The organism is Nonomuraea sp. NPDC050691, from assembly GCF_040654455.1.
In the GTDB taxonomy this organism is placed as follows: Bacteria; Actinomycetota; Actinomycetes; order Streptosporangiales; family Streptosporangiaceae; genus Nonomuraea.
In genome coordinates this window covers 15,651-40,495 of sequence record NZ_JBFAIA010000066.1, presented here as the reverse complement: position 1 = coordinate 40,495, position 24,845 = coordinate 15,651, and the positions used below count along the sequence as shown (strand labels likewise).

The window sequence follows — 24,845 nt, the reverse complement described above, 5'->3', positions numbered from 1 at the left end:
CGCCGGTCTGCTCGCCCTCGGCTCGACCCCGGCTCATGCCATTCCTCCTCCCCCGGGCGGGGGAGGAGTGCCGTTCGCGTGACACCCCGAGTCTGGGGTCTCAGGCGGCGACCTCCACGCGCTCCCGCTCACGCGCGGGCAGCACCTGGACCGCCGCGGGCTCCTCGCGCGGCAGCAGGCGCGCGGCGAGCGCGATCAGCAGGCCGAGCACCACCGCGAGCCCGAGCGCGGTACGCAGCGAGGTGGCGTCCGACAGGTACCCGATCACGACCGGGCCGAGCAGCAGCCCCGCGTACCCCATGGCGCCGGCCTGGGCGATCGCCGGCCCGGGGTTGTCCGTGGCGGAGCCGGCGAGCGACAGGGTCATCGGTGAGATCGTCGCCACGCCGAGCCCGACGAAGAACATCGCGATCACCGCCATCAGCGGCGCGGGGGCCGCCAGCACGGCCGTGAAGAACCCGGCCGTGGCCAGCCCCGACACGGTCAGCATGCCGCGCACCCCGAACCGCGACCGCAGCCGGTCGCCGGTCAGCCGGGCCAGCAGCATGCCCGCCTCGAACACCGGGTAGCCGAGCGCCGCCACCGCCTCCGGGGCGCCCAGCGAGTCACGCATGAACAGGCCGTTCCAGTCGGCGACCGTGCCCTCGACCATGAACGCGAAGAACATCAGCGCGCCCAGCAGGTAGACGATCGGCGGCATGCGGCGCCGCGCGGCCGTCCCGGACTCCCGGGCGGGGGCCTCGGCCAGGTACGCGCGGCCGGCCAGGATCATCACCGGCAGGGAGAACAGGCCGACCAGCGCCAGGTTCGCGGTGAAGGACAGGCCCAGCGCGATGGACAGGCTGCCCAGCCCGCCCGCCGAGATGGCGCCGACGCACCAGCCCGCGTGCATGCCGTTCATCAGGGGACGTCCGTAGGCGCGCTCGACGGTGGAGCCCTGCGCGTTCATCGCGATGTCCACCATGCCGAACGCGAGGCCGAAGAACGCGGCGGCGGCCAGGAGGACCGGGAGGTTCGGCGCGAACGCCACGCCCACCAGGCCGAGCGCCGTGAGCGGCCCGCCGACGCGCAGGACGGTCCTGCTGCCGAGGCGGGCCATGACGCGGCGCATGGACTGCATGGTGACGAGGGCGCCGAGGCCCCAGACGAGCAGGATGGTGCCCACGACGGACTCCGACAGGCCCAGCTTGTCGGTCAACGCCGGGATGCGCACGGTCATCGTGCCCACCATCAGTCCGGCCATCACGAACGTCAGAATGGCCCCGTACCGGGCCATCCGCAGGTCCTTCGCCATCACAGCACACCTCTCAGAGCGTCACGAACGTCATTAGAAAGTCGGGGGGAGCGGGCGCCTGCTCGCGGGGGGGAACGCCGGCGGGGGGCCGGCATCCCCCAGGGGCGGCGCCGTGGGGGGCTCGGTCGGGCGCGGCGGGGGTACCGCGGCCCTCGGGGACGGAGTCGGGCGTCGGTGGGGGGCCGGCGCCTGTGGGCATGCGGACGCCCGCCGGGTGGCCGGCGTCCTGGGCGGGGGCGCGGCTTGGTGCCGCCGTGGCCGCGGCACGGTGAACGCCCGTCGGGCGCGACGCGCCTCTTCTCCGTGTGGGCCATGGGCCGGAACGCGGGGGAAACGGGCCCACGTGAGGTGGGCGCCGTGCGTCCCCGCACCGGCCGCCTTGACCGGGGCTGATCCCCGGGCCAGAGCCTGGAACACCACGGTGGGCCGCCTTATTTCCATCCGGCCCACCCTTTTACGGCTCGCCCGATTCCTCGGGAATCCGCGCCGCTCCGGGGTCTCGTAGGCTACGGCGCCTGGGGAGGTTTCAGCAGCGCGCGCAGGCGGGCCTCCAGGGCCAGCAGGTCGCCCTCGGTGTTGAGCCCCGGGTCGTGGCTGGCCACGTCCCAGAGCCCCTCACACGCGAGGCGCACCACCTGGGACGCCAGCGGGTCGGGCTCCTCGCCCAGCCCCTCGCGATGCCAGCGCGACATGGCCTCGCGCAGCGGCGCCAGCAGGAACAGGTTGCCCGAGGCCCCGGTGACCACGGCCCATCGTCGCAGCCGGCCCGAGCGGACGGCCGCCAGCGTGGCGGTGAGGTAGCGCTCGGTGTAGGTGCCGCCCACCTGGGCGGCCATGAGCTGGTCGAAGTCGTCGATGAGACGCTCGACCATGCCTTTGATCAGGGCCTCCTTGCTGCTGAAGTGGTAGAGGAGGCCTCCCTTGCTCACCCCCGCGCGGTCGGCGACGGCGGAGAGCGTGAGCGCGGCCGAGCCCTGATCGCAGAGCAGATCCTCCGCGGCGTCCAGCAACTCGTCCCGTCTCATGGCCCTACTGTACCGTCCGGACGGTACAGCGGCAAACGGGATACCCTTGGCGGGTGAGCAGACCGTCGGCCTACCTTGATCACGCTGCGACCACCCCGATGCTTCCCGAGGCGATCGAGGCCATGACGGAGCAGCTCGGCCAGGTCGGCAACGCCTCGTCGCTGCACGCGGCGGGCCGGCGGGCGCGCCGGGTCGTCGAGGAGGCGCGCGAGAGCATCGCCGACGCGCTGGGCGCCCGGCCGAGCGAGGTGGTGTTCACCTCCGGCGGCACCGAGGCCGACAACCTCGCCATCAAGGGCCTCTACTGGGCGCGCGCCCCGCGCCGCCGCATTCTGATCAGCTCGGTCGAGCACCACGGCGCCCTCGACCCCGCCCACTGGCTGGCCGACACGCAGGGCGCCCAGGTGGAGCTCCTGCCCGTCGACGGGCTCGGCCGCGTCCGGCCCGACGCGCTGCGCGCCGCAATCGACCGCGACCCCGGCGACGTCGCCCTGGTCAGCGTGATGTGGGCCAACAACGAGGTCGGCACCGTCCAGCCGGTCCACGTGCTCGCCGCGGTGGCGCGCGACCACGACATCCCGTTCCACACCGACGCGGTGCAGGCGGTCGGCCAGCTGCCCGTGTCGTTCGCCGGGTCGGGGGCCGACGCGGTCACCGTCAGCGGCCACAAGATCGGCGGCCCCGTCGGGGTCGGCGCGCTGCTGCTGGCGCGCGGCCTGACGCCGGTCCCCGTCCAGCACGGCGGCGGTCAGGAGCGCGACGTGCGCTCCGGCACGCTCGACGCCCCCGCCATCGCGGGCTTCGCCGCCGCGGTGCGGGTCGCGGTCAAGGAGCAGGAGAGCCAGCGGCTACGGCTGGCGGAGCTGCGCGACGACCTGATCCGGCGGGTACGCCAGGCGGTGCCCGACGTGGTGCTCAACGGCGACCCCGCCGAACGGCTGCCGGGCAACGCCCACTTCTCCTTCCCCGGCTGCGAGGGCGACGCGCTGCTCATGCTGCTCGACGCCAAGGGCGTGGAGTGCTCGACCGGCTCGGCCTGCTCGGCGGGCGTGGCGCAGCCGTCCCACGTGCTGCTGGCCATGGGCGCCGACGCGGTGTCGGCGCGCGGGTCGCTCAGGTTCTCGCTGGGGCACACCTCGACGCGCGACGACGTCGACCGGCTCATCGAGGTGCTGCCCGGGGCCGTCGAGCGCGCCCGCCGCGCCGGCCTCGGCTGACCGCCGCTCCGCTGCTGATCAGTTCTGCCGGTGATCAGGTTCCTCGGCGACAGGTTCCGCCGGCGATCAGGTTCCGCCGGTGATCAGGTGAGGAAGGGGGCGACCGCGGTCCAGGCCGGGTCGTCCGTCACCGCCACCCGCGCCTTGCCCTCGTTCCACCCTTTGGCCAGCTCCTTGGCCCAGGCGGCGGCGTCGCCGTCCGGGTCGGCGTACAGGTGGAAGACCCGCACCCCCTCGGCGCTCAGGTGGACGGCCAGGAGGGCCGTCTCCCGCCGGTCGAGCAGCCCGGCCGACAGCCGCTCCTCGAAGGCGCGCAGCGCGGCGAGCGAGTCGCCGGCGGGCTGGCCGCCCTCGTCGCGGTGCCGGTACGGCAGCGCGATCTCCACGTGCTGGTCGAACAGCGGATGGTCCACCGGCCGCAGCGGATGGCGGGCGGCCGCGGTCAGCGGCGCGCCGCCGCCCGTCTGCCCCTCAAGCAGCGCCCACTGCTCCTCGCCCGCGCCGGGCGCGAGGTCCGTCGCCAGGTCGGCCACCACGGCCGGCAGGTGCGCGGCGGCGACCGCGTCGATCGGCTCGAACGTCACCGGGGCGATCTCGCCCACCCACCGGGCCACGTCGTCCTCGCCCAGCAGCCAGTCGAGGGCGAGCAGCGTCGCCTCCAGCCGGTCGTCCTCGTCGAGGTCGGCGAAGACCGGGTGGTAGGCCGACACGTCGACGCGTGAGCCGTCACGCGGCACGCGCAGCCCGAGCGTCAGCTTGTCCAGCCCGAACGTGTGCTCGCCCACGTCGAGCGTGCGCTCCGCCGCCCGCGGGTCGGCCTGCCGCGACGGGTGGAACTCCCACAGCAGGTCGCTCTCCGGCGCCGCCCCGGCCCAGCGGTGGGCCAGGGGCCGCAGCTCGGCGTCGCCCGCGGAGGTCACCACCAGGGCGTGGGCCGCCTCCTTGCCGGGGGCGAGCTCCCACGTCAGGCCGGGGTGGAGCGCCCTCACGGCGGGCTCGACCAGCTCCGCCAGGCCGGCCATGTCGTCGGCGGCCACCAGGGAGTCGACGCGGGGCCGCGCCTCCTCCCACCACGTCCAGAACGCGGGCACGCCGCCACCCGGGCCGCCCGTCCCGTTCCCGCCGGTGCCGTCCTCGCCGTCCTTGCGCCCGAACAGTCGCATAGCCGTGCATCCTTCCAGACCGCGCACGTCCTCGCACGTTGGACGCCGCCGGCCGGCCTCCGAGCCGCCTGTGAGCCGCCGCCGAGCCGCACCGGGCCGCACCGGGCGCGAGGCGCACCCTCCATCGGACAGTACGCTTGGAACGTCATGGGATTGCGTGTGCTTGCCGCCATGTCGGGCGGCGTCGACTCAGCCGTGGCCGCCGCCCGGATCGCCGAGGCCGGTCACGAGGTCACCGGTGTCCATCTCGCGCTGTCGGCCAATCCCCGATCCCACCGCACGGGTGCCCGGGGCTGCTGCACGATCGAGGACTCGCGTGACGCGCGCCGCGCCGCCGACGTGATCGGCATCCCGTTCTACATCTGGGACATGGCCGAGCGCTTCCAGCGCGACGTGGTCGAGGACTTCGTGGCCGAGTACGCCGCGGGCCGCACGCCCAACCCGTGCCTGCGGTGCAACGAGAAGATCAAGTTCGCGGCGGTGCTCGACCGGGCGCTGGCGCTCGGGTTCGACGCCGTGGCGACCGGCCACCACGCCAGGCTCGTCGACGGCGTGCTCTCGCGCAGCGTCGACCACGCCAAGGACCAGTCATACGTGCTGGGCGTGCTCACCCGCGAGCAGCTCAGCCACGCGATCTTCCCGCTGGGTGACTCCACCAAGACCGAGGTGCGCGAGGAGGCGGCCCGGCGCGGCCTGACCGTCGCCGACAAGCCCGACAGCCACGACATCTGCTTCATCGCCGACGGCGACACCCGGGGCTTCCTGGCCGAGCGGCTGGGCGCCGCCGAGGGGCGGATCGTCGACCAGTCGGGCGAGGTGGTGGGCAGCCATCAGGGAGCCCACGGGTTCACGGTGGGCCAGCGCAAGGGCCTGCACATCGACCGGCCGGCCGCCGACGGCAGGCCGCGCTACGTGCTGTCGATCGAGCCGGTGTCCAACACGGTCACCGTGGGGCCGCGCTCGGCGCTGGAGGTCACGACGATCACGTGCGGCCGTCCGGTGTGGAACGGCCCGTCGAGCCTCGACGCCCTGACCGTCCAGCTCCGCGCGCACGGCGAGGTGTACGGGTGCCGCTTCGAGGAGACCGGCGATGGGCTGCGCATCGAGCTCGACCGGCCGGCCACGGGCGTCGCCGCCGGCCAGGCAGCGGTGCTCTACTCCGGCGCGACCGTCATCGGCAGCGCCACGATCGCCCACGCCGCCTGACAGACGCGTTCAGCCGAGGGCCGGGTCAGCCGAGGTCGACCGACCCGCCGACGGGGATCCGCCGGATGTCGGCGCCCTGCTTGTCGGCCTCCAGCTCGAGCCAGGTGTCCAGCAGGCCCAGCCCCACCTCGTTGTACAGCGCGTCATGCGTCGAGTACGCCCGCGCCGGCCGGATCGTGCGCAGGTACTCGACCACCTCCGGCAACCTCAGCCAGGGCGCGGTGGTGGGCACCAGCAGCGTCGGCACCTCCACCCCGGGCACCGTGAGCGCGTCACCCGGATAGAACACCTCGTCTTCGATCATGAATCCGACGTTCTGCACGATCGGCATGTCGGGATGGTTCGCGGCGTGCCACTCGCCGAACGTCCGTACACCGAATCCCGCCACCTCGAACGCGTCGCCGTGGCGTACCGTCTGGATCTTGGCCGGCACCTCGGCCAGCTCCGCGGCGACCGCCTCGCACGTCCAGATCTCCAGGCCCGCCGGTGCGGTCTTCAACCGTTCGGGCTCCACGTGGTCGGCGTGCTGGTGCGTGATCAGCACCGCGTCGGCGCCGTCCAGCGCCTCGGCCTCGCTGAACATCCCCGGGTCGATGACGAGGACCTTGCCGTCCTTCTCCAGTCGCACGCATGCGTGGCCGTACTTGATGAGCTTCATCTTGGAGAGCCTACGCTTGTCCCATGTTGACGTGGGAGGCCACCGGGGTCGGGTCGCATCCGGGCCAGGATCACCTTGAGGCGGCGCGGGTCGTGTTCGGCGAGCTGCCGGGGCTGCCGTACCTGCCGGAACTGCCGGCGCGGGGCGTGGGCGCCGACATGATCGGCCGTACGGCGGCGCTGCTGGTCGAGCTGCCGGTGGAGGTGCAGCCGTCCGGCTGGCGGCTGACCGGGCGGCCGGGGCGTGATCACCAGCGGGCCGTCGACCACCTCAGGCGTGACCTCGACGGCCTCGAGGAGGTCGGGCACGCCTACGAGGGGCCGCTGAAGGTGCAGGTGTGCGGGCCGTGGACGCTGGCCGGCGCGCTGGAGCTGCGCCACGGCGACAAGGTGCTGTCCGACCACGGGGCGGTGCGCGACCTGACCGACTCCCTCGCGCAGGGCGTGGCCGACCATGTCGCGGAGGTGCGGCGGCGCCTGCCCGGCGTCACCGAGGTGGTGCTCCAGCTCGACGAACCGGGTCTGCCGGGGGTGCTGGCCGGCACCGTGCCGACCGCCTCGGGCTTCGGGCGGCTGCCCGCCGTGGAGGAGTGGCGGGTGGAGGAGTCGCTGCGCGGGTTCCCGTCGCCGGTCGTCCACTGCTGCGCGCCGTCCGTGCCGTACGGCGTGCTGCGCAGAGCGGGCGTGCGCGGCGTCTCCGTGGACGCCTCCCTCGTCCGGCGGCGCGACGAGGACGCGGTCGGCGAGGCCGTCGAGGCGGGGCTGCTGCTGTTCCTCGGCGTGGTGCCCGGCACCGACACGCGGCTGCCCGACGTGGGCGTCGTCGCCAAGCCCGCGCTGGAGCTGTGGCGGCGCCTCGGGTTCGCGGCCGAACGGCTGGCGGAGCAGGTCGTGCTGACGCCGTCGTGCGGGCTGGCCGGCGCCTCTCCCGCGTACGCGAGGGCGGCCCTGGCGGCCTGCCGCAAGGCGGGCCGGGTGCTCAGGGAGGATCCGGAGGCGGGGGCCGCCGGATGACCTCTCACCAGGCCATTCTTGTCAGTGCTCGGCGATAGCGTTCTCCCAGGGGTCGTCAGAGGAAGGAGTGCCGGCGTGAGCGAGCTGAACACCGAGACCGGGGGCGTGCCGGTGGAGGCGCTGAAGCGCCATGCGGAGCTGTCGGAGCTGGTCGAGGAGGCCCGCTGGCGCTATTACGTGCTCGACCAGCCCACGGTCAGCGACTCCCAGTTCGACGCCTGGTTCAACGAGCTGCTGGCGCTGGAGGCGGCGCATCCGTCGCTCCAGACGCCCGACTCGCCGACCCAGAAGGTGGGCGCGCCGGTCTCGGGCGACTTCGCCAAGGTCGACCACCTCGCCCGCATGGAGAGCCTCGACAACGCCTTCAACGCCGCGGACATGGCGGCCTGGCAGGCGCGCGCCGAGCGGCTCGCCGAGCGCGACCCGGCCCCGTACCTCGTGGAGCTCAAGATCGACGGGCTGGCGGTGGCGCTGGTCTACCGCGACGGCCGGCTGGAGCGCGGCGCGACCCGCGGTGACGGCCGTACCGGTGACGACGTGACGGCCAACGTCCGCACCATCAAGGGCGTGCCCCACCGCCTCAAGGGCGACGACGTGCCCAGCCTGGTCGAGGTGCGCGGCGAGGTCTACATCCCGGTCGCCGACTTCAAGACGCTCAACGAGCAGCTCGTCGAGCAGGGCAAGCCGCCGTTCGCCAACCCGCGCAACTCGGCGGCCGGCACGCTGCGGCAGAAGGACCCGCGCGTCACCGCGCAGCGCCCGCTTCGCATGATCGTCCACGGGGTCGGCGTCTGGGAGGGCGCCACCCCGCCGCGCACGCAGTCCGAGATGTACGACCGGCTGCGCGAGTTGGGGCTTCCGGTGAGCGACCTGTACCGGGTCGTGGGCAGCCCGGCCGAGGTCGACGCGTTCATCGAGCACTACCACGCGCACCGGCACGACCCCGCGTACGAGATCGACGGCGTGGTGGTCAAGGTCGACGACTTCCGGCTCCAGCGGGAGCTGGGCTCCACCTCCCGGGCGCCGCGCTGGGCGATCGCCTACAAGTACCCGCCGGAGGAGGTCAACACCAAGCTCCTCGACATCCAGGTCGGCGTCGGCCGCACGGGCCGGGTCACGCCGTTCGGGGTGATGGAGCCGGTGTCCGTGGCCGGGTCCACGGTCGAGCGGGCCACCCTGCACAACGCCGCGATCGTGGTCAAGAAGGGCGTGCTCATCGGCGACACCGTGGTGCTGCGCAAGGCGGGCGACGTCATCCCCGAGATCGTCGGGCCGGTGGCGGCGCTGCGCGACGGCTCCGAGCGGGAGTTCGTCATGCCCACGCACTGCCCCGAGTGCGGCACCGAGCTGGCCTACGAGCGCGAGGGCGACGCCGACCTGCGCTGCCCCAACGCGCGCGGCTGCCCCGCGCAGATCCGCGAGCGCCTCTACTTCGCGGCCGGGCGTTACGCCCTCGACATCGACGGCCTCGGCTACGTCGCGGCCACCGCGCTGTCCCAGCCGCTGCCGCCGCAGGAGCCGGTGGTGCGCACCGAGGCCGACCTGTTCGACCTGACGCTCGACCAGCTCATCCCGATCCGCTCCGTGGTGCGCGACATGGACAGCGGCCTGCCCAAGATCGACCCCAGGACGGGCGAGGAGAAGGTCGTCTCGTTCTTCTCCAACCTCAGCGGCGAGGCCAGCCAGAACGCGGTCAAGCTCATGGAGTCGCTGGAGCAGGCCAAGCAGGTGCCGCTGTGGCGCGTCCTCGTGGCACTGTCGATCCGCCACATCGGCCCGCCCACCGCCCAGCTCCTCGCCCGCGAGATGCGCTCGATGGACGCCATCATGAACGCCTCGGAGGAGGAACTGGCCGCGGTCAAGGACATCGGGCCCCGCACGGCGGCGGTGATCCGCGAATGGTTCCAGGTCGACTGGCACCGCGAGATCGTCGAGCGCTGGCGCGCGGCCGGGGTGCGCATGGAGGACGAGCCGGCGCCGGAGAAGGGGCCGCAGATCCTCGACGGGCTCACCTTCGTGGTGACGGGCACGCTGGAGGGCTACACCCGCGACACGGCGGCCGAGGCGATCACCAGCCGGGGCGGCAAGGTGGCGGGCTCGGTCTCGAAGAAGACGGCGTTCGTCGTCGTGGGGGAGAACGCCGGGTCGAAGTACGACAAGGCGGTCAGCCTGGGGGTGCCGATCCTGGACGAGGCGGGCTTCGACACCCTCCTCAAGGACGGCCCGGAGGAGGCGGCCAAGGTGGCGGTGAAGCCCGAGCAGTGACCGTGGCGCCGGGCGGCGCGCCCGCCCTCGCGGATCCTCAGGGGTGAGGGCGCGCCCGCGCCCCTGAGGCGCGCCCGCCCTCGCGTCCTCACGCCTTCGCGCGACGAACCCCTCGGCGCCCCTCCCTGCCCCGGTGGCCGACCTCTCGGCGCCCCTCCAGCCCACGGCCGCCGACCTCTCGGCCCCCTTCCACCGGCGGGGACACCCCGAGGCAACCCACAGCCCCCGGGAGTGCCCCGCCTGGCGGCGGCCCGTCCGCGGTGCGGCGTCCACGCGGGGCGACACGCCCGGAGGGAGAACAGATCACATTCAGGGGTAGCAAAAGGGCTGAAACTCGCCCGCGCAGGTACAGAGCGTCGATATGCTGTCTACACAGTGTGCTTTCCGGGCATATGTCCGTTAGGAGAAGTGACGGAACGTACGCGGTTGGTTTCGCGAAGTGGGGTAAAGGTCGTACCCTCCCATAGTGACCTGATGGGGGTTCTGTTTACCGATGACTGACCCAACCGACACCCGCGACACAGGACCACGCGTCGGTACGCCCCTGTGGGCGTACCTCGCGGGCATCACCGCGATCGGCTTCACCGCCCTGGCCGTGTCCCTGCTCAGGCTGGAACCCGAGCCGATGATGGAGCTGGCCCGCACGTCCCTGTTCTGGGTGCTGGCCGTGCTGGTCATCCTGGGGGAGCTGCGGCCCGTGATGGTGTCCTCGGCGGCCCTGGTCGGCGGCACGTATCCCTCGACGATGTTCACCTTCGCCGTGCTGCTGCACTTCGGTCTGCCCGTGGCGGTGCTCACGCAGTGCGTGGCCGTCGCGATCAACGGGGTGGTGACGCGCCGGGCCTGGCATCGGGTGATGTTCAACACCGCGCAGTCGACGCTCGCGCTGACCGCCGCCGCCGTGGTGCTGGGCCTGTTCGGGATCGTGCCGAGTCCCGCCCGGCCGTGGGTGCCCGAGGGGGGCGACCTGGCCGCCATCGGCATCGCGGGCGTCGCCTACTTCGCCGTGCGGGCCGCGCTGGTCAGCGGCGCCGTCGCCCTGCACGAGCGCCGGTCGATCGCGCGCGTGATCAGGGCCTCGGTCGGCCCGCAGAGCCTCGTGTACGCGGGGCTGCTCGGCCTCGCGCCGCTGGTCGTGGTCGTCATGAGCCAGGCGCCCGAGATGGTGCCGCTGTTCGTGGCGCCGCTGGCCGCCGTCTACTTCACCGCGACGCTGTCGATGCGCCGCGACCACCAGGCCCTGCACGACGAGCTGACCGGCCTGCCCAACCGCAAGATGCTCATCGTGAGCACCGAGGAGGCGCTGGCCGAGGCCCGCCAGGAGGAGCGGGTCGGCCTGTTCCTGCTGGACCTCGACCGGTTCAAGGAGGTCAACGACACCATGGGGCACCCGGTGGGCGACCGGCTGCTCCAGATGGTGGCCCACCGGCTCACCCACTCCGTACGGCCCGGCGACGTGGTGGCCAGGCTGGGCGGCGACGAGTTCGCCGTGCTCCTGCCCTCGATCCGCGACGCCCACGCGGCGCGCGAGGTGGCGGCCCGGCTGCGGGCGGCCCTGACCGAGCCCGTCCGCCTGGAGGGCATGACGTTCGACCTCGACGGCTCGGTCGGCATCGCCCTCTACCCCGACCACGCCCCCGACTTCGAGCTGCTGCTGCAACGCGCCGACGTGGCCATGTACCTCGCCAAGGAGGGCCGCACGGGCGTGGAGCTCTACCAGCCCAACAAGGACCGCAACTCGCCCGAGCGCCTCAACCTGCTCGGCGACCTGCGCCGCGCCGTCGACAACGGCGAGCTGCGGCTGCACTACCAGCCCAAGGTGAGCCTGACCGACGGCACCGTCCACGGGGTGGAGGCGCTGCTGCGCTGGCGGCACCCGGTGCACGGGCCGATCGCGCCGTCGGAGTTCATCCCGCTGGCCGAGCAGTCCTACCTGATGCGCCAGCTCACCGCGTACGTCATCGAGAACGCGCTGGAGCAGGCCGCCCGCTGGTGGCACACGGGCCTGCCGGTGCGGGTCTCGGTCAACATCTCGGCCCGCGACCTGCTCGACTCGGCGCTGCCGGAGCATCTGGAGCTGGGGCTGGCCAAGTACCAGCTCCCGCCGGCGGCCATCCAGCTGGAGGTCACCGAGCGCATCCTCATGGGCGACCAGGCCTACCAGCACGAGGCGATCAAGGCGCTGGCCGCGCTCGGGGTGCCGCTCGCGCTCGACGACTTCGGCACCGGCTACTCCTCGCTCATCCGGCTCCAGCGGCTGGCCATCTCCGAGGTCAAGATCGACGCGTCGTTCGTGCGGCGCATCGCCGACTCCGAGGACGACGCGCGGATCGTCCGCTCCATCGTCGACCTGGTCCGCTCGCTCGGGCTGCGCTCGGTCGCGGAGGGCGTCGAGACGGACGCGGTGGCGCTGCGCCTGGCCGAGATGGGGTGCGACCTCGGCCAGGGCTGGCTGTTCGGCAAGCCGATGTCCCCGGCCGACGCCACGGTGTGGCTGCGCGACCGCTTCGAGCCCTCGTCCGCCATCGAGTACGGCTACCGCCCGGAGGTCACCCAGACGGCCTAGCGGCCGTCCGAGCCCCACGGGTGGAGGCCGGGCGTGTTGCCAGGGTGTCAATGGTTCGGAGGCGTTCCGTCACGGCCCCTAGGATGTGAGTGTCCAAACTCCATCCACGAAACGGGTTCAACGACTCATGTCCGCCATAACCCGCGACGAGGTCGCGCACCTGGCCCGGTTGTCCAGGCTGGCGCTCACCGACGACGAGCTCGACCACTACGCCACGCAGCTCGATGCCATCATCGAGTCGGTCGCGAAGGTCGCCGAGGTCGCCGCCGAGGACGTGCCGCCGTCGTCGCACGCGCTCCCGCTGACCAATGTCTTCCGTGCCGACGAGGTGCGACAGTCCCTGACGCCCGAGCAGGCGCTCTCCGGCGCCCCCGCCGTCGAGGACGACCGCTTCAGGGTGCCGCGCATCCTCGGGGAGGAGGCATGAGTCTCATCCGTAAGACCGCCGCCGAGCTGGGCTCGATGATCGCGGCCGGCGAGGTGTCGGCCGTCGAGGTGGCCGAGGCGCACCTCGACCGCATCGCCGAGGTCGAGCCCAAGGTCAACGCGTTCCTGCACGTCGACCGGGAGGTGACGCTCGGCCAGGCACGCGCCGTCGACGAGCGGCTGCGTTCCGGTGAGCGGCTCGGCCCGCTGGCCGGTGTGCCGATCGCGCACAAGGACATCTTCAGCACGCACGACATGCCGACCACGGCCGCGTCCAAGATCCTCGAAGGCTGGCGCCCGCCGTACGACGCGACCGTGACGCGCCGCCTGCGCGAGGCCGGGCTGGTCATCCTGGGCAAGACCAACCTGGACGAGTTCGCGATGGGCTCCTCCACCGAGAACTCCGCCTACGGCCCGACCCGTAACCCGTGGGACCTGGACAAGATCCCCGGCGGTTCGTCGGGTGGTTCGAGCGCGGCCGTAGCCGCGTACCAGGCGCCGCTGTCCACCGGCACCGACACGGGCGGCTCGATCCGGCAGCCCGCGGCGGTCACCGGCATCGTCGGCATGAAGCCGACCTATGGCGGCTCGTCCCGGTACGGCCTGATCGCGTTCGCCAGCTCGCTCGACACGCCGGGCCCGTTCGCCCGTAACGTGCTCGACACGGCGCTGCTGCACGAGGCGTTCTCCGGGCACGACCCGCTCGACTCGACCTCCATCGACGCGCCGGTGCCCTCCGTGGTGGAGGCGGCCCGGCAGGGTGACGTGGCGGGCCTGCGGGTCGGCGTGGTCAAGGAGTTCGGCGGCGACGGCTACCAGCCGGGCGTGCTGGCCCGCTTCAACGAGGCCGTGGCGCTGCTGGAGTCGCTCGGCGCCAAGGTCGTCGAGCTGTCGTGCCCGTCGTTCGCGACGGCGCTGCCCGCCTACTACCTGATCGCGCCGTCGGAGTGCTCCTCCAACCTGGCGCGCTTCGACGCCATGCGTTACGGCCTGCGCGTCGGCGACGACGGCACCCGCAGCGCCGAGGAGGTCATGGCGCTGACCCGGGCCGCCGGCTTCGGCCCCGAGGTCAAGCGGCGCATCATGCTCGGCACGTACGCCCTGTCGAGCGGCTACTACGACGCCTACTACGGCCAGGCGCAGAAGGTGCGCACGGTCATCGCGCGGGAGTTCGAGGCCGCCTACCACCAGGTGGACGTGCTGGTCTCGCCGACGACGCCGACGACGGCGTTCCCGATCGGCGAGCGCGCCGACGACCCGATGGCGATGTACCTCGCCGATCTGTGCACGATCCCGGCCAACCTGGCGGGCAACGCGGCGATCTCCGTGCCGTGCGGCCTGGCCGACGAGGACGGCCTGCCGGTCGGCCTGCAGATCATGGCGCCGGTGCTGGGCGACGACCGCTGCTACCGTGTCGCCGCCGCGGTCGAGAAGGCCCTGGAGAGCCGCTGGGGCGGCCCGCTGCTGAAGGAGGCTCCGGCACTGTGACGACCACGAAGATGTCCTACGACGAGGCGCTCGACCGGTTCGAGCCGGTGCTGGGCCTGGAGACGCACGTCGAGCTGGGCACCACGTCGAAGATGTTCTGCGGCTGCCGCACGACGTTCGGCGCGCCGCCCAACACGCAGGTCTGCCCGGTCTGCCTGGCGTTCCCCGGCTCGCTGCCGGTGGCCAACGCCAAGGCGATCGAGTCGACGATCCGCATCGGCCTGGCGCTGAACTGCTCCATCGCCGAATGGTGCCGCTTCGCCCGGAAGAACTACTTCTATCCGGACATGCCGAAGAACTACCAGATCTCGCAGTACGACGAGCCGCTCTGCTTCGACGGCTACATCGACGTCGAGGTCGACGGCGAGACCGTGCGCATCGAGATCGAGCGGGTCCACCTGGAGGAGGACACCGGCAAGTCCACCCACGTGGGCGGCGCGACCGGCCGCATCCACGGCGCGGACTACTCGATCGTCGACTACAACCGCGCCGGCATCCCGCTGGTCGAGATCGTGACCAAGCCCATCCCGGGCGCCGACCGGCTGGCGCCGGAGGTGGCCAAGGCGTACGTCACCGAGCTGCGCGAGATCATGCGTTCCCTCGGCGTCTCCGACGTGCGCATGGAGGAGGGGTCGCTGCGCTGCGACGTCAACGTCTCGCTCATGCCGCGCGGCTCGTCCGAGTGGGGCACCCGCACCGAGACCAAGAACGTCAACTCCCTGCGCAGCGTCGAGCGCGCCGTGCGCAGCGAGATCGAGCGGCAGGGCGCGGTCCTCGCCGGCGGCGGCCGGATCGTGCAGGAGACCCGGCACTTCCACGAGGACACCGGGACGACCACGTCCGGCCGGTCCAAGGAGGAGGCGCAGGACTACCGCTACTTCCCGGAGCCCGACCTGGTGCCGATCGCGCCCGACCCGGCGTGGGTGGCCGAGCTGAAGGCGGCGCTGCCCGAGCTGCCGTCGCTCAAGCGCAAGCGGCTGCAGGCCGAGTGGGGACTGTCCGACCTCGACATGCAGGCCATGCACAACGCCGACGCCATCGACCTGGTCGAGGCGACGGTCGCGGCGGGCGCCCCGGCGGCCGACGCGCGCAAGTGGTGGATGGGCGAGCTGGCCCGCCGCGCCAACGAGACCGGCACCACGCTCGCCGAGCTGCCGATCACGCCGGCCCACATCGCCCGCGTCACCGAGCTGGTGGCCTCCGGCACGCTCAACGACAAGCTCGCCCGCGAGGTGCTCGAGGGCGTGCTGAACGGCGAGGGCACGCCGGACGAGGTGGTCGACAAGCGCGGCCTCAAGATCGTCAATGACGAGGGCGAGCTGTCCGCGATCATCGACGAGGTCCTCGCGGCCAACGCCGACGCGGCCGAGAAGGTCCGCTCCGGCAAGATCGCCGCAGCGGGCGCCCTGGTCGGCGGCGTGATGAAGGCCAGCCGCGGCAAGGCCGACGCGGCCCGGGCGCGGGTGCTGATCCTGGAGAAGCTGGGCGTCTCGGAGTGACCCAAGGCTCGGAGTGACCCAAGGCTCGGAGTGATCCAAGGCTCGGAGTCATCCGAAGAGCTCTGGACGTGCGAAAGGCCCCGCCGGCGGATGAACGGCGGGGCCTCAGCACATCCCTGGATTCCCCTGAAGCACTGATCGCTGTGCCCGGGAAACCGGTGGTCAATCCTGTTCGTGGATGACGGTCGGCGCGAGTTCCTTGCGCACGGCCAGCTTGCGCACCAGCGGCGTGAGCAGCGCGCCCAGCGCGAGCAGCAGCAGCACCACGGCGACCGGGCTCTTGACCAGCACGGTCACGTCGCCGGCGCCGATGGCCAGGGCCCGGCGGAGCTGGATCTCCGCCATCGGTCCGAGGATCATGCCGATGACCGCCGGCGCGACGGGCAGCCCGAAGCGGCGCATCGCGAACCCGAGCAGACCGAGCAGGTACAGCACGACCAGGTCCACCACGGTCCCGTTCAGCGCGTAGACGCCGAGGGCGGCGAACACCACGATCCCGGCGTACAGGTAGGGCCGGGGGATCCGCAGCACCCGCGCCCACAGCGGGGCGAGGGGCAGGTTCAGCACCAGCAGCATCGTGTTGCCGATGAACAGCGACGCGATCATGCCCCACACCAGCGCGGGGTTGTGGTCGAACAGCTGCGGGCCGGGCTGCAGGCCGTACTGCTGGAAAGCGGCCAGCAGGATGGCGGCCGTCGCGGACGTGGGCAGGCCCAGCGTCAGCAGCGGCACGAGCGTGCCCGCGGCGGAGGCGTTGTTGGCCGCCTCCGGTCCCGCCACGCCCTCGATGGCGCCCTTGCCGTACTCCTCGCGGGCCTTGCCGCGGGCCAGGCGCTTCTCGGCGGCGTACGACAGGAAGGTGGGGATCTCGGCGCCGCCGCCCGGCAGCGCGCCGAACGGGAAGCCGAGCGCGGTGCCGCGCAGCCACGGCTTCCACGAGCGGCCCCAGTCGGAGCGGCCCATCCAGGCCCGGCCCACGGGCACCACCTCGGGCGTGGCGTGGCGCAGCCGGGAGGCCACGTACAGCGCCTCGCCGAGCGCGAACAGCCCGACCGCGACGATCACCACGTCGATGCCGTCGAGGAGCTGCGGGATGCCCATGGTGAGCCGCGCCTGCCCGGTCTGCTGGTCGATGCCGATGAGCCCGATCACCAGGCCGAGCCCGAGCGAGGCGAGGCCGCGTACGAGCGAGCGCGACAGCACGGCCGACACGGCGGTGAACGCGAGGATCGCCAGCGCGAAGTAGTCCTCCGGCCCGAACGAGATCGCGAAGGCCACCACCGCCGGGGCGGCGACGACGAGCAGCGCGGTCGCGATCGTGCCGGCCACGAACGAGCCGATGGCGGCCGTGGCCAGGGCCTGGGCGGCCCGCCCGCGCCGGGCCATCTTGTTGCCCTCCAGCGCGGTGATCATCGACGACGACTCACCGGGCGTGTTGAGCAGGATCGACGTGGTGGAGCCGCCGTACATGCCGCCGTAGTAGATGCCGGCGAACATGATGAACGCGCTCGCGGGCGGCACCGTGAACGTGATCGGCAGCAGCAGCGCCACGGTCATGGCCGGCCCGATGCCGGGCAGGACGCCGACGAGGGTGCCGAGGGTGACGCCGACCAGCGCGTACAGGAGGTTGACGGGGGTCAGGGCGGCGCCGAACCCGTCGATCAGGAGCTGGAGCGACTCCACCTACAGCACCCCCCTCAGCCAGCCGGCCGGCAGCGTCACGCCCAGCCCCTTGACGAACAGCAGATACGTCACGACCCCCACGACCACCCCGACGACCGCCGCGCGCACCTTGTGCTCGGCGCCGAGCGCCAAGGACAGCCCGAAGAACAGCAGGGCCGAGCCGATGATCCAGCCGACGACGTTGAGCACGGTGACGAACGCCAGGAAGATCCCGCTCACCAGGGCGACGCTGCGCCAGTCGGCGGGGGCGTCGGCGTCGACGTCCTCGCTCTCCTCCGGGTCACCCTTGCCGCCGCGCAGCACGTCGATCACGTAGAACACGCCCACGACGATCATCGCGCCGCCGACCAGCGTCGGGAAGAACCGCGGGCCGATGCCGAGCTGGGAGGCCGCCGCCGACACGTTGAGCGTGCCGATGATGACGAGCACGCCCAGCGCCAGCACCACGAGGGCGAGCACCAGCTCGGGCCGCCACCAGCGACGTGGCTCCTCACCGGCCGCGGGCCCCCCGGAGGGGGCGCGTACGGGTGTGTCTGGGGTGGACATCAGGACACGAGCCCCATCTCGGCGATGATGCCCTTGACCCGGGCCTGCTCGGAGTTGAGGTAGTCGGCGAACTGCTGGCCGGTCTGGAACGAGTCGATCCAGCCGTTCTTGGCGACGGCGTCCTTCCACGTCTGCGAGTCGTGCATCTTGGTGACCAGGTCGGTCAGGGCCTTCTTGTCACCCTCGCTGATCCCGCCGGGCGCCACGAAGCCGCGCCAGTTGGCCAGCTCGACGTCCAGGCCGCCCTCCTTGAGGGTGGGCGCGTCGAGGCCGGAGATCGGCTGGGCCGAGGTGACGCCCAGGGCGCGCAGCTTGCCGGACTTGACGTGCTCGGCGAACTCGCCGACACCCGAGATGCCGATCGTGACCTTGCCGCCGAGCAGCGCGTTGAGCGCCTCGCCGCCGCCGGAGTGGGCGATGTAGTTGACCTGCTTGGGGTCGACGCCCGCGGCCTTGGCCATGAGGCCGGCCACGATGTGGTCGGTGCCGCCCGCCGAGCCGCCGGCGACGGACACCTTGGCCGGGTCGGCCTTCCAGGCCGCGACCAGGTCGGAGAGCTGCTTGAGCGGGGAGTCGGCCGGGACCACGACGATCTCGTACTCCTCGGTCAGCTTGGCGATGGGCGTGGTCTCGGCCAGGGTGACCTTGGACTTGTTCTGCTCGATCGCGCCGAGCATGACCAGGCCCATGGTCATCAGCAGGTTGCCGTTGCCCTTCTCGCCGGCGAGCTGGGACAGGCCGATGGTGCCGCCCGCGCCCGGGACGTTGTAGACCTCGACCCGGCGCTTGGGGTCGGCCGTCTTGATCGCCTGCTCGGCCACCCGGGAGGTCTGGTCCCAGCCGCCGCCGGGCGAGGCGGGCGCCATGATCCGCAGTGTGCCGGTGCCGCCTGAAGTGCCGCCGCCACCGGCGTTCTCGCCGCAGCCGGTCAGCGCGGCAAGAGAGATCGCCGCGAGAGCGGCGACTATACGCATCCGCATGAGAACTCCAAAGGGGGGATTTCACGGTATGAAACCTGGATGGTGAAGTCCGTCCCGGAAGGAGTCGAGCTTTATCTGATAGTAGTCTTTTAGGTCTTTCTGGTCGCTACCCCACTGTGACCTGCGGATGTTTCCATGAGTCGGGTGAGACGAGTACGTGACGCGTCCCTCGGGACGCAGCTCTTCGTGCTCCAGATGGTGATCGTGCTGCTCGCCGTCGGGGGCACCGCCGGCGTGTGGGCCGAGCACACGCGCGACCAGCTCGACGCGCTGCACGAGCAGCGCGCCCTGGCCATCGCCCAGTCCGTCGCGGCGCTCCCGCAGGTGCGCGACGCCTTCGACCTCAAGAACCCGGAGACGGTGCTCCAGCCGCTCGCGGTGAGCGTCCAGCACTCCACCGGCGCCGACTACGTGGTGATCGCCAACCGCGAGCAGACCCGCTACGCCCACCCCAACACCGCGCTGATCGGCCGCAAGCTGTCCACCGACGGCACCACCGTGCTGAACACCGGCCGCAGCTGGGTCGGCACCGAGACGGGCACCATCGGCACCACGGTGCGCGGCAAGGCGCCCATCTTCGACGAGTACGGCGAGGTCATCGGCCTGGTGTCGGTGGGCGTGCTGCAGACCACGGTCACCGGCCAGCTCGCGGACGCGCTGCCGCCGCTGTTGTGGACCGCGCTGGCCGTCCTGGTGTCGGGGCTCGCCGCCGCCGCGCTGATCACCGCGCGGGTGCGCAGGCAGACCTTCGGGCTGGAGCCGAAGGAGATCGCCGCGCTGCTGGAGCAGCGCGAGGGCGTCCTGCATGGCGTGAAGGAGGGCGTGCTCGCCCTCGACCTCACGGGCAGGGTGACGCTGGTCAACGACGCCGCCCGCGAGCTGCTCGGCGCCGTGGGCGACGACCTCGTGGGCGAGGACCTGACCCGGCTGCCGGTCTCCGACCGGATGCGCGACGTGCTGGGCGGCGCCGACCCGGGCGAGGACCGGATCGTGCTGCACGGCGACCGCGTGCTGGTGCTCAACCGCACCCCCGTGTCCGTACGGGGCCAGCACCGCGGCTGGGTGGCGACCCTGCGCGACCGCACCGAGCTGATCCGCCTGGCCCGCGAGCTGGACGACACCAGCAGCGCGACCGAGGCGCTGCGGGCCCAGGCGCACGAGTTCGCCAACCGCATGCACACGGTCGTCGGACTGCTGGAGCTGGGCGAGCACGATGCCGCGATCGGCTTCATCACCCGCGGCACCGGCACCGCCTACGCCGCCGACCTGCGCGAACGGGTCCAGGAGCCGACGCTCGCGGCGCTGCTGCTGGCCAAGTCCGCCGAGGCGGCCGAGCGCGGCGCCCGGCTGGTGCTGGCCGACGACTCCGCCGTGCCCGAGGGCTCGCTCGGCGACCCGCGCGACGCCGTCCTCGTGGTCGGCAACCTGGTGGCCAACGCGATCGACGCGCTGGACGGCGCGGCCGGCACGATCGAGGTGTCCGTGCGGACCGGCGAGGACGGCCTGCGGGTGCGGGTGGGCGACTCCGGCCCCGGCATCGCGCCGGACCTGGTGGAGGAGGTGTTCCGGGAGGGGTTCACCACCAAGGCCGCCCATTCGGGGCCGCGCGGGCTCGGCCTGGCGCTGACCCGGCAGGTGTGCCTGCGCCGGGGCGGCTGGGTCAAGGTGCGCAACGAGCGGGGCGCGGTCTTCACGGCCCTGCTGCCGCCCCAGGTCGAGGCGGTGGCCCGATGACGCGGGACCCGGAGGCCACCGCCCCGCACGCCGGGGACGAGCCGGGGGAGATCCGGGTGCTCGTCGTGGACGACGACTTCATGGTGGCGCGCATCCACTGCGGGTACGTGGCCCGGGTTCCCGGCTTCCGGGTGGTCGCGACGGCGCACACCGGGGCCGACGCGCTCGCCGAGGTGGCGCGGCACCGGCCCGACCTCGTCCTGCTCGACATCTACCTGCCCGACATGTCGGGTCTCGACGTGCTCAAGGACCTGCGCGACACCGACGCGCTGGTGATCAGCGCGGCCCGCGACGTGCCCACGGTCCGGGAGTCCATGCGGCGCGGCGCCGTCAACTACCTGATCAAGCCGTTCACCGCCGACGCCCTGGCCGAGCGGCTCCGGCAGTACGCCGATACCCGCCGGCGGCTCACCTCCATCGGCCCCGAGGCCCGGCAGGACGACGTGGACCGGCTCTTCGGCACGCCCTCCCAGGCCGCGTCCCTGCCCAAGGGCCTGTCGCCGGCCACCTGCGCCCTGGTGGCCGAGACGCTGCGCGAGGCGGGCGGCGACCTGTCGGCGGCGGAGACGGCCGAACTGGCCGGCCTGTCGCGGGTCAGCGCCCGCCGATATCTGGAGTATCTGTGCGCTGAGGGCCGGGCCGAACTGAGGCCCCGGTACGGCTCCGCGGGCCGTCCCGAACATCGCTACCAGTGGAGAGGTTGACATCCATCCGTAGCCGGATTCCGTGACATATCCAGATGCTCGTGCCTTACTGTTGCCTGAAGATGTGGCAGCGGAGCGGGAGGAGATTGAGGCGTGCGTAACGCCGGGCCGATCGACTCGCCGACAGACCCCTTCTCCTCGGTGCCCCTGCCCACCTCGGGCACCACGAGCAGGAGGCCGCGGATCGAGGGCCTGCCTCCCGGCGTGTCACCCGACATCTTCGGTCCCTCGGCGCCGCCACCACGTCCCGCGCCACCCCCGGGCCAGAGCGGCCCACCGAACGGCTCCCAGGACGGCGGCCCGCCGAAAGGCCCCGAGGCCTCCGGCAAGAGCGCGCTGCCCCCGATGGCGGCCCCCGTGCAGCCATGGCCGGTGAGCCGGCCCCGGGCGGAGACCTCACGCCCCGCCACCTTCGGCCTTCCCGAACAGCCCGGCCTGTCGCCCGCCTTCCTCGAGCCCGAGCCACCCCGCCGCGGCCGCCTGCTGCCCGCCGTGCTGCTGGTCCTCGTGATGCTGGCCCTGCTCGCGTACCTGGTGCCGGCGGTGCTGATGTCCGGCTCGGTGCTGCGCGGCACCCGCGTGGGCGGCGTGGACATCGGCGGCCTGACCGTCACGCAGGCGGCCGACAAGCTCCGCGACGAGCTGTCCGTCAAGCTCAACAAGCCCGTAACCGTGGACATCGGCGGCCAGAAGGAGATCATCCAGGCCGAGGACGCCGGGTTGGAGCTCGACGTGGTCGGCACGATCGGCCAGGCCCGCAGCGGCTTCCCCGGCCCCGTGGAGGTGTGGCGCGGGCTGACCGGCACCACCGACCTGGAGCCGAAGGTGACCATCGACGTCGCCCAGCTCACCCGCACCGTCGAAGGGCTCGCCGAGAGCCACGACAAGGTGCCGCGCGAGGGCAAGGTGGCCTTCGAGGGGCTGCGGCCGGTCGTGACCGAGCCGCGCGACGGCGTGCTGCTCGACCGCGACGACGCGGTCCGCGCCATCGACGCGGCCTTCCGCGGCGGGCGCGAGTCGGTCATCCTCACCCTGCGGCCCGCCAAGCCCGAAAGCACCCCCGAGACCGTCGCCAAGGCCAAGGCCCTGGCCGAGCGGGCCGTCACGGCCCCCATCTCGCTGGCGCTCGACGGCAAGCAGGTCCAGATCCCGCCCGCCACGATCGCCGCCAGCCTCACCTTCACCGCCGACGGCGACGGCGACGGCGAGCTGGTGCCACGCTTCGACGCCGAGAAGGCCCTGGCCACGGTGGAGAGCGGTCTCATCGACGAGGCGCAGGCCCCGCGCGACGCCACGTACGACATCGTGAACGGCAAACCCGTCCTCGTGCGCGCGCGCACCGGCCGGGGCGTGAACCCCGAGCGGCTCGCCGCCGACGTGGCCAAGGTGGTCGCCGGGCAGGGCAGCCGCGTCATCCCGGTGAAGCTGGCCACGGTCAAGCCGGAGATCGCGACCAGCGAGGTGAGCGGCCTCGGCATCAAGGAGAACGTCGGCGAGTTCACCACCACGTTCGAGTGCTGCCAGCCCCGGGCCACCAACATCCAGCGGATGGCCGCCGACCTCGACGGCGTCGTGGTGCGGCCGGGCCGGACGTTCTCGCTGAACGACGCCACCGGCGAGCGCACCCGCGAGGGCGGCTACGTGGAGGCCGGGCAGATCGTCGGCGGCCGGCTCGTCAACATCGTCGGCGGCGGCGTCTCGCAGTTCGCGACCACCCTCTACAACGCGGCGTACTTCGCCGGGTTCGAGGAGGTCGAGCGCACGCCGATGGACTACTACGCCGTCCGCTACCCGGCCGGCCGCGACGCGGCGCTCCTCTACCCGGACCGTGACCTGAAGTGGCGCAACGACTCCGACTACGGGGTGCTCATCAAGACCGCCACCACCGGAACGTCGGTCACGGTCACGCTGTGGAGCACCCGGCGCTACGACAAGGTCCAGGCGGTCGAGTCGGAGAAGCGCGACTTCACCGCGTTCCGCACCCAGACCAGCAGCGACCCGGCGTGCGTGCCCGCCACCGGGGTGCAGGGCTTCACGATCGACGTCACCCGGGTGTTCGTCAACGACGGCAAAGAGGTCAAGCGCGACCGCAAGCAGACCACCAAGTACCGTCCCCAGGCCCAGGTGATCTGCGCGGCCGAGTGACGCGGCGCCCCCGGGCTACGGGGTGAGCAGCGGCACCGACAGGAGGCGCCTCCCGGGCTACGGGGTGCGCAGCGGCACCGACAGGATGCGGTCGTCACCCGGCCGGGCCGAGCCGCGCCCGTCCTTGTTGCTGGTCGACACCCACAGCGTCCCGCCGGGCGCCGCCACCACGCCGCGCAGCCGGCCGTAGACGTCCGTGAAGCGGGCCACCGGCCGTCCCGCGCGGCCCGCGCCGTCCAGCGGGATCTGCCAGAGCCGCTGGCCGCGCAGCGCGCCCATCCACAGCGACCCGGCCGCGTAGGCCAGGCCCGACGGCGACGCCTCGGACGTGGGCCAGGTCACCACGGGGTTGGTGAAGCGCGGGTCGTCGCCGCGGCCCTCGACCTCCGGCCAGCCGTAGTTGGCGCCCGGCTTGATGAGGTTGAGCTCGTCGTAGGCGCTCTGGCCGAACTCCGAGGCGTACAGGCGGCCGGAGGGGTCCCAGGCCAGGCCCTGCACGTTGCGGTGGCCGAGGCTGTAGACGAGCGTGCCGAACGGGTTGCCCGGCGCGGGGGCGCCGTCCGTGGTCATGCGCAGGATCTTGCCGCCCAGCGAGTCACGCTGCTGGGCGAGGTCGTCCTCGCCGGTCTCGCCCGTGGTGGCGTACAGGTAGCCGTCGGGGCCGAACGCGAGCCTGCCGCCGTTGTGGATGCCGCCCTTGGGGATGCCCCGCACGATCACCTTGGGCTCGCCCAGCCGGCCGCCGGCGAAGCCGTAGCGCACGATCCGGTTGTCCTCGGCGGCCGTGAAGTACAGGAACACCTGCTCACCCTTCACCGCCACGCCCATCAGCCCGCCCTCGCCGTCGGGCTCCACCCCCTCCACGGTGGCCACCTCGGTGACGCGCCCCTGGGGCGTGACCCGCAGCAGCCGCGCCGTGTCGCGCTCGGTCACCAGGGCGTCGCCGCCCGGCAGGAACGCCATCGCCCAGGGCACCGCCAGGTCGCGGGCCACGGTGCGCGGTTCGCCCGGCTGCGCGGTGCCGGCCGGCGGGGAGCCCTTGCCCGGGTCGTCCGCCGTCGCCGAGGGCGGATCCGCGGGCGGCGGGGCCGTCGCCGCTCCGGTCGTCCCGTCCCCGCCGGTCACGCCGTTCGCCGTCCCGCCCGTGGCCGAGCACGCCCCCACGGCCGCCGCCAGCCCCGCCACCAGAAGGATCTTCCTGAACTTCATCATGTGGTTCATACTTCCCTCCAG

Annotated in this window: 19 protein-coding genes; 11 read left to right on the top strand and 8 right to left on the bottom strand. The window is 72.7% G+C overall.

Translation table 11 applies throughout. The features are described 5' to 3' along the window. Nucleotides 1–100: 100 nt before the first annotated feature. A complete protein-coding gene (locus tag AB0H81_RS23405) occupies nt 101–1,294 on the bottom strand; it encodes an MFS transporter (RefSeq protein ID WP_358378167.1) in 1,194 nt (397 codons plus the stop codon). A 506-nt stretch (nt 1,295–1,800) separates the two neighbouring features. Continuing rightward, on the bottom strand, nt 1,801–2,319 hold the full coding sequence (locus AB0H81_RS23400) for a TetR/AcrR family transcriptional regulator (protein ID WP_358378164.1): 519 nt from the start codon (nt 2,317–2,319) through the stop codon (nt 1,801–1,803). Between the two features lie 53 nt (nt 2,320–2,372). On the opposite strand from AB0H81_RS23400, the gene AB0H81_RS23395 reads away from it, so the two are divergent. Continuing rightward, nucleotides 2,373–3,536: a cysteine desulfurase family protein gene (locus AB0H81_RS23395; protein WP_358378161.1), complete on the top strand. Its 1,164-nt coding sequence runs from the start codon at nt 2,373–2,375 to the stop codon at nt 3,534–3,536. An 83-nt stretch (nt 3,537–3,619) separates the two neighbouring features. Here the strand turns inward: AB0H81_RS23395 and AB0H81_RS23390 are convergent, their stop codons facing one another. After that, nucleotides 3,620–4,699 (bottom strand): DUF695 domain-containing protein, encoded by a 1,080-nt coding sequence (locus tag AB0H81_RS23390; RefSeq protein WP_358378158.1) that lies wholly within the window; start codon nt 4,697–4,699, stop codon nt 3,620–3,622. Between the two features lie 147 nt (nt 4,700–4,846). On the opposite strand from AB0H81_RS23390, the gene mnmA reads away from it, so the two are divergent. Further along, on the top strand, nt 4,847–5,905 hold the full coding sequence (gene mnmA / locus AB0H81_RS23385) for a tRNA 2-thiouridine(34) synthase MnmA (RefSeq protein ID WP_358378155.1): 1,059 nt from the start codon (nt 4,847–4,849) through the stop codon (nt 5,903–5,905). Nucleotides 5,906–5,930: 25 nt separating this feature from the next. Here mnmA and AB0H81_RS23380 read toward each other — a convergent pair whose 3' ends face one another. After that, nucleotides 5,931–6,563, bottom strand: coding sequence for an MBL fold metallo-hydrolase (locus AB0H81_RS23380; RefSeq protein ID WP_358378152.1), 633 nt, complete (start codon nt 6,561–6,563; stop codon nt 5,931–5,933). A gap of 23 nt (nt 6,564–6,586) precedes the next feature. On the opposite strand from AB0H81_RS23380, the gene AB0H81_RS23375 reads away from it, so the two are divergent. The 6 genes from AB0H81_RS23375 to gatB all read left to right on the top strand — a co-directional run bounded on the left by AB0H81_RS23375 (nt 6,587) and on the right by gatB (nt 15,820). Then, complete coding sequence (locus AB0H81_RS23375; RefSeq protein ID WP_358378149.1) at nt 6,587–7,576, top strand: methionine synthase; 990 nt, start codon at nt 6,587–6,589, stop codon at nt 7,574–7,576. A gap of 75 nt (nt 7,577–7,651) precedes the next feature. Then, a complete protein-coding gene (gene ligA, locus AB0H81_RS23370) occupies nt 7,652–9,841 on the top strand; it encodes an NAD-dependent DNA ligase LigA (protein WP_358378146.1) in 2,190 nt (729 codons plus the stop codon). 493 nt (nt 9,842–10,334) lie between these two features. After that, nucleotides 10,335–12,407 carry an EAL domain-containing protein gene (locus AB0H81_RS23365; protein WP_358378143.1) on the top strand — a complete coding sequence of 691 codons (2,073 nt, stop codon included), beginning with the start codon at nt 10,335–10,337 and terminating at the stop codon, nt 12,405–12,407. A 127-nt stretch (nt 12,408–12,534) separates the two neighbouring features. Next, a complete protein-coding gene (gene gatC, locus AB0H81_RS23360) occupies nt 12,535–12,834 on the top strand; it encodes an Asp-tRNA(Asn)/Glu-tRNA(Gln) amidotransferase subunit GatC (protein ID WP_101787882.1) in 300 nt (99 codons plus the stop codon). Continuing rightward, complete coding sequence (gatA, locus tag AB0H81_RS23355; RefSeq protein ID WP_358378140.1) at nt 12,831–14,321, top strand: Asp-tRNA(Asn)/Glu-tRNA(Gln) amidotransferase subunit GatA; 1,491 nt, start codon at nt 12,831–12,833, stop codon at nt 14,319–14,321. The genes gatC and gatA overlap by 4 nt, the downstream gene beginning before the upstream one ends. A gap of 11 nt (nt 14,322–14,332) precedes the next feature. Then, nucleotides 14,333–15,820: an Asp-tRNA(Asn)/Glu-tRNA(Gln) amidotransferase subunit GatB gene (gene gatB / locus AB0H81_RS23350; protein ID WP_358378172.1), complete on the top strand. Its 1,488-nt coding sequence runs from the start codon at nt 14,333–14,335 to the stop codon at nt 15,818–15,820. Between the two features lie 162 nt (nt 15,821–15,982). On the opposite strand, the gene AB0H81_RS23345 is transcribed toward gatB, so the two are convergent. From AB0H81_RS23345 to AB0H81_RS23335, 3 genes are read right to left on the bottom strand one after another with little or no spacing between them, the layout of a single operon-like run. Next, nucleotides 15,983–17,503 carry a tripartite tricarboxylate transporter permease gene (locus AB0H81_RS23345; protein WP_358378137.1) on the bottom strand — a complete coding sequence of 507 codons (1,521 nt, stop codon included), beginning with the start codon at nt 17,501–17,503 and terminating at the stop codon, nt 15,983–15,985. Further along, the gene (locus AB0H81_RS23340; RefSeq protein ID WP_358378134.1) at nt 17,504–18,049 is read right to left on the bottom strand and encodes a tripartite tricarboxylate transporter TctB family protein; all 546 of its coding nucleotides are present in this window, start codon (nt 18,047–18,049) and stop codon (nt 17,504–17,506) included. Continuing rightward, the gene (locus tag AB0H81_RS23335) at nt 18,049–19,029 is read right to left on the bottom strand and encodes a tripartite tricarboxylate transporter substrate binding protein (RefSeq protein ID WP_358378131.1); all 981 of its coding nucleotides are present in this window, start codon (nt 19,027–19,029) and stop codon (nt 18,049–18,051) included. The genes AB0H81_RS23340 and AB0H81_RS23335 overlap by 1 nt, the downstream gene beginning before the upstream one ends. A gap of 135 nt (nt 19,030–19,164) precedes the next feature. Between AB0H81_RS23335 and AB0H81_RS23330 the strand changes: the two genes are divergently transcribed. The 3 genes from AB0H81_RS23330 to AB0H81_RS23320 all read left to right on the top strand — a co-directional run bounded on the left by AB0H81_RS23330 (nt 19,165) and on the right by AB0H81_RS23320 (nt 23,612). Next, entirely contained in the window at nt 19,165–20,763 is a 1,599-nt protein-coding gene (locus AB0H81_RS23330; RefSeq protein ID WP_358378128.1) for a sensor histidine kinase, read from the top strand. Then, entirely contained in the window at nt 20,760–21,467 is a 708-nt protein-coding gene (locus AB0H81_RS23325) for a response regulator (protein ID WP_358378125.1), read from the top strand. Before AB0H81_RS23330 ends, AB0H81_RS23325 begins: the two co-directional genes overlap by 4 nt. A 93-nt stretch (nt 21,468–21,560) precedes the next feature. After that, nucleotides 21,561–23,612 carry a VanW family protein gene (locus tag AB0H81_RS23320; RefSeq protein WP_358378122.1) on the top strand — a complete coding sequence of 684 codons (2,052 nt, stop codon included), beginning with the start codon at nt 21,561–21,563 and terminating at the stop codon, nt 23,610–23,612. Nucleotides 23,613–23,669: 57 nt separating this feature from the next. On the opposite strand, the gene AB0H81_RS23315 is transcribed toward AB0H81_RS23320, so the two are convergent. Further along, nucleotides 23,670–24,833, bottom strand: a complete 1,164-nt coding sequence (locus tag AB0H81_RS23315; protein ID WP_358378119.1) for a PQQ-dependent sugar dehydrogenase — start codon at nt 24,831–24,833, stop codon at nt 23,670–23,672. Nucleotides 24,834–24,845: the final 12 nt, after the last annotated feature.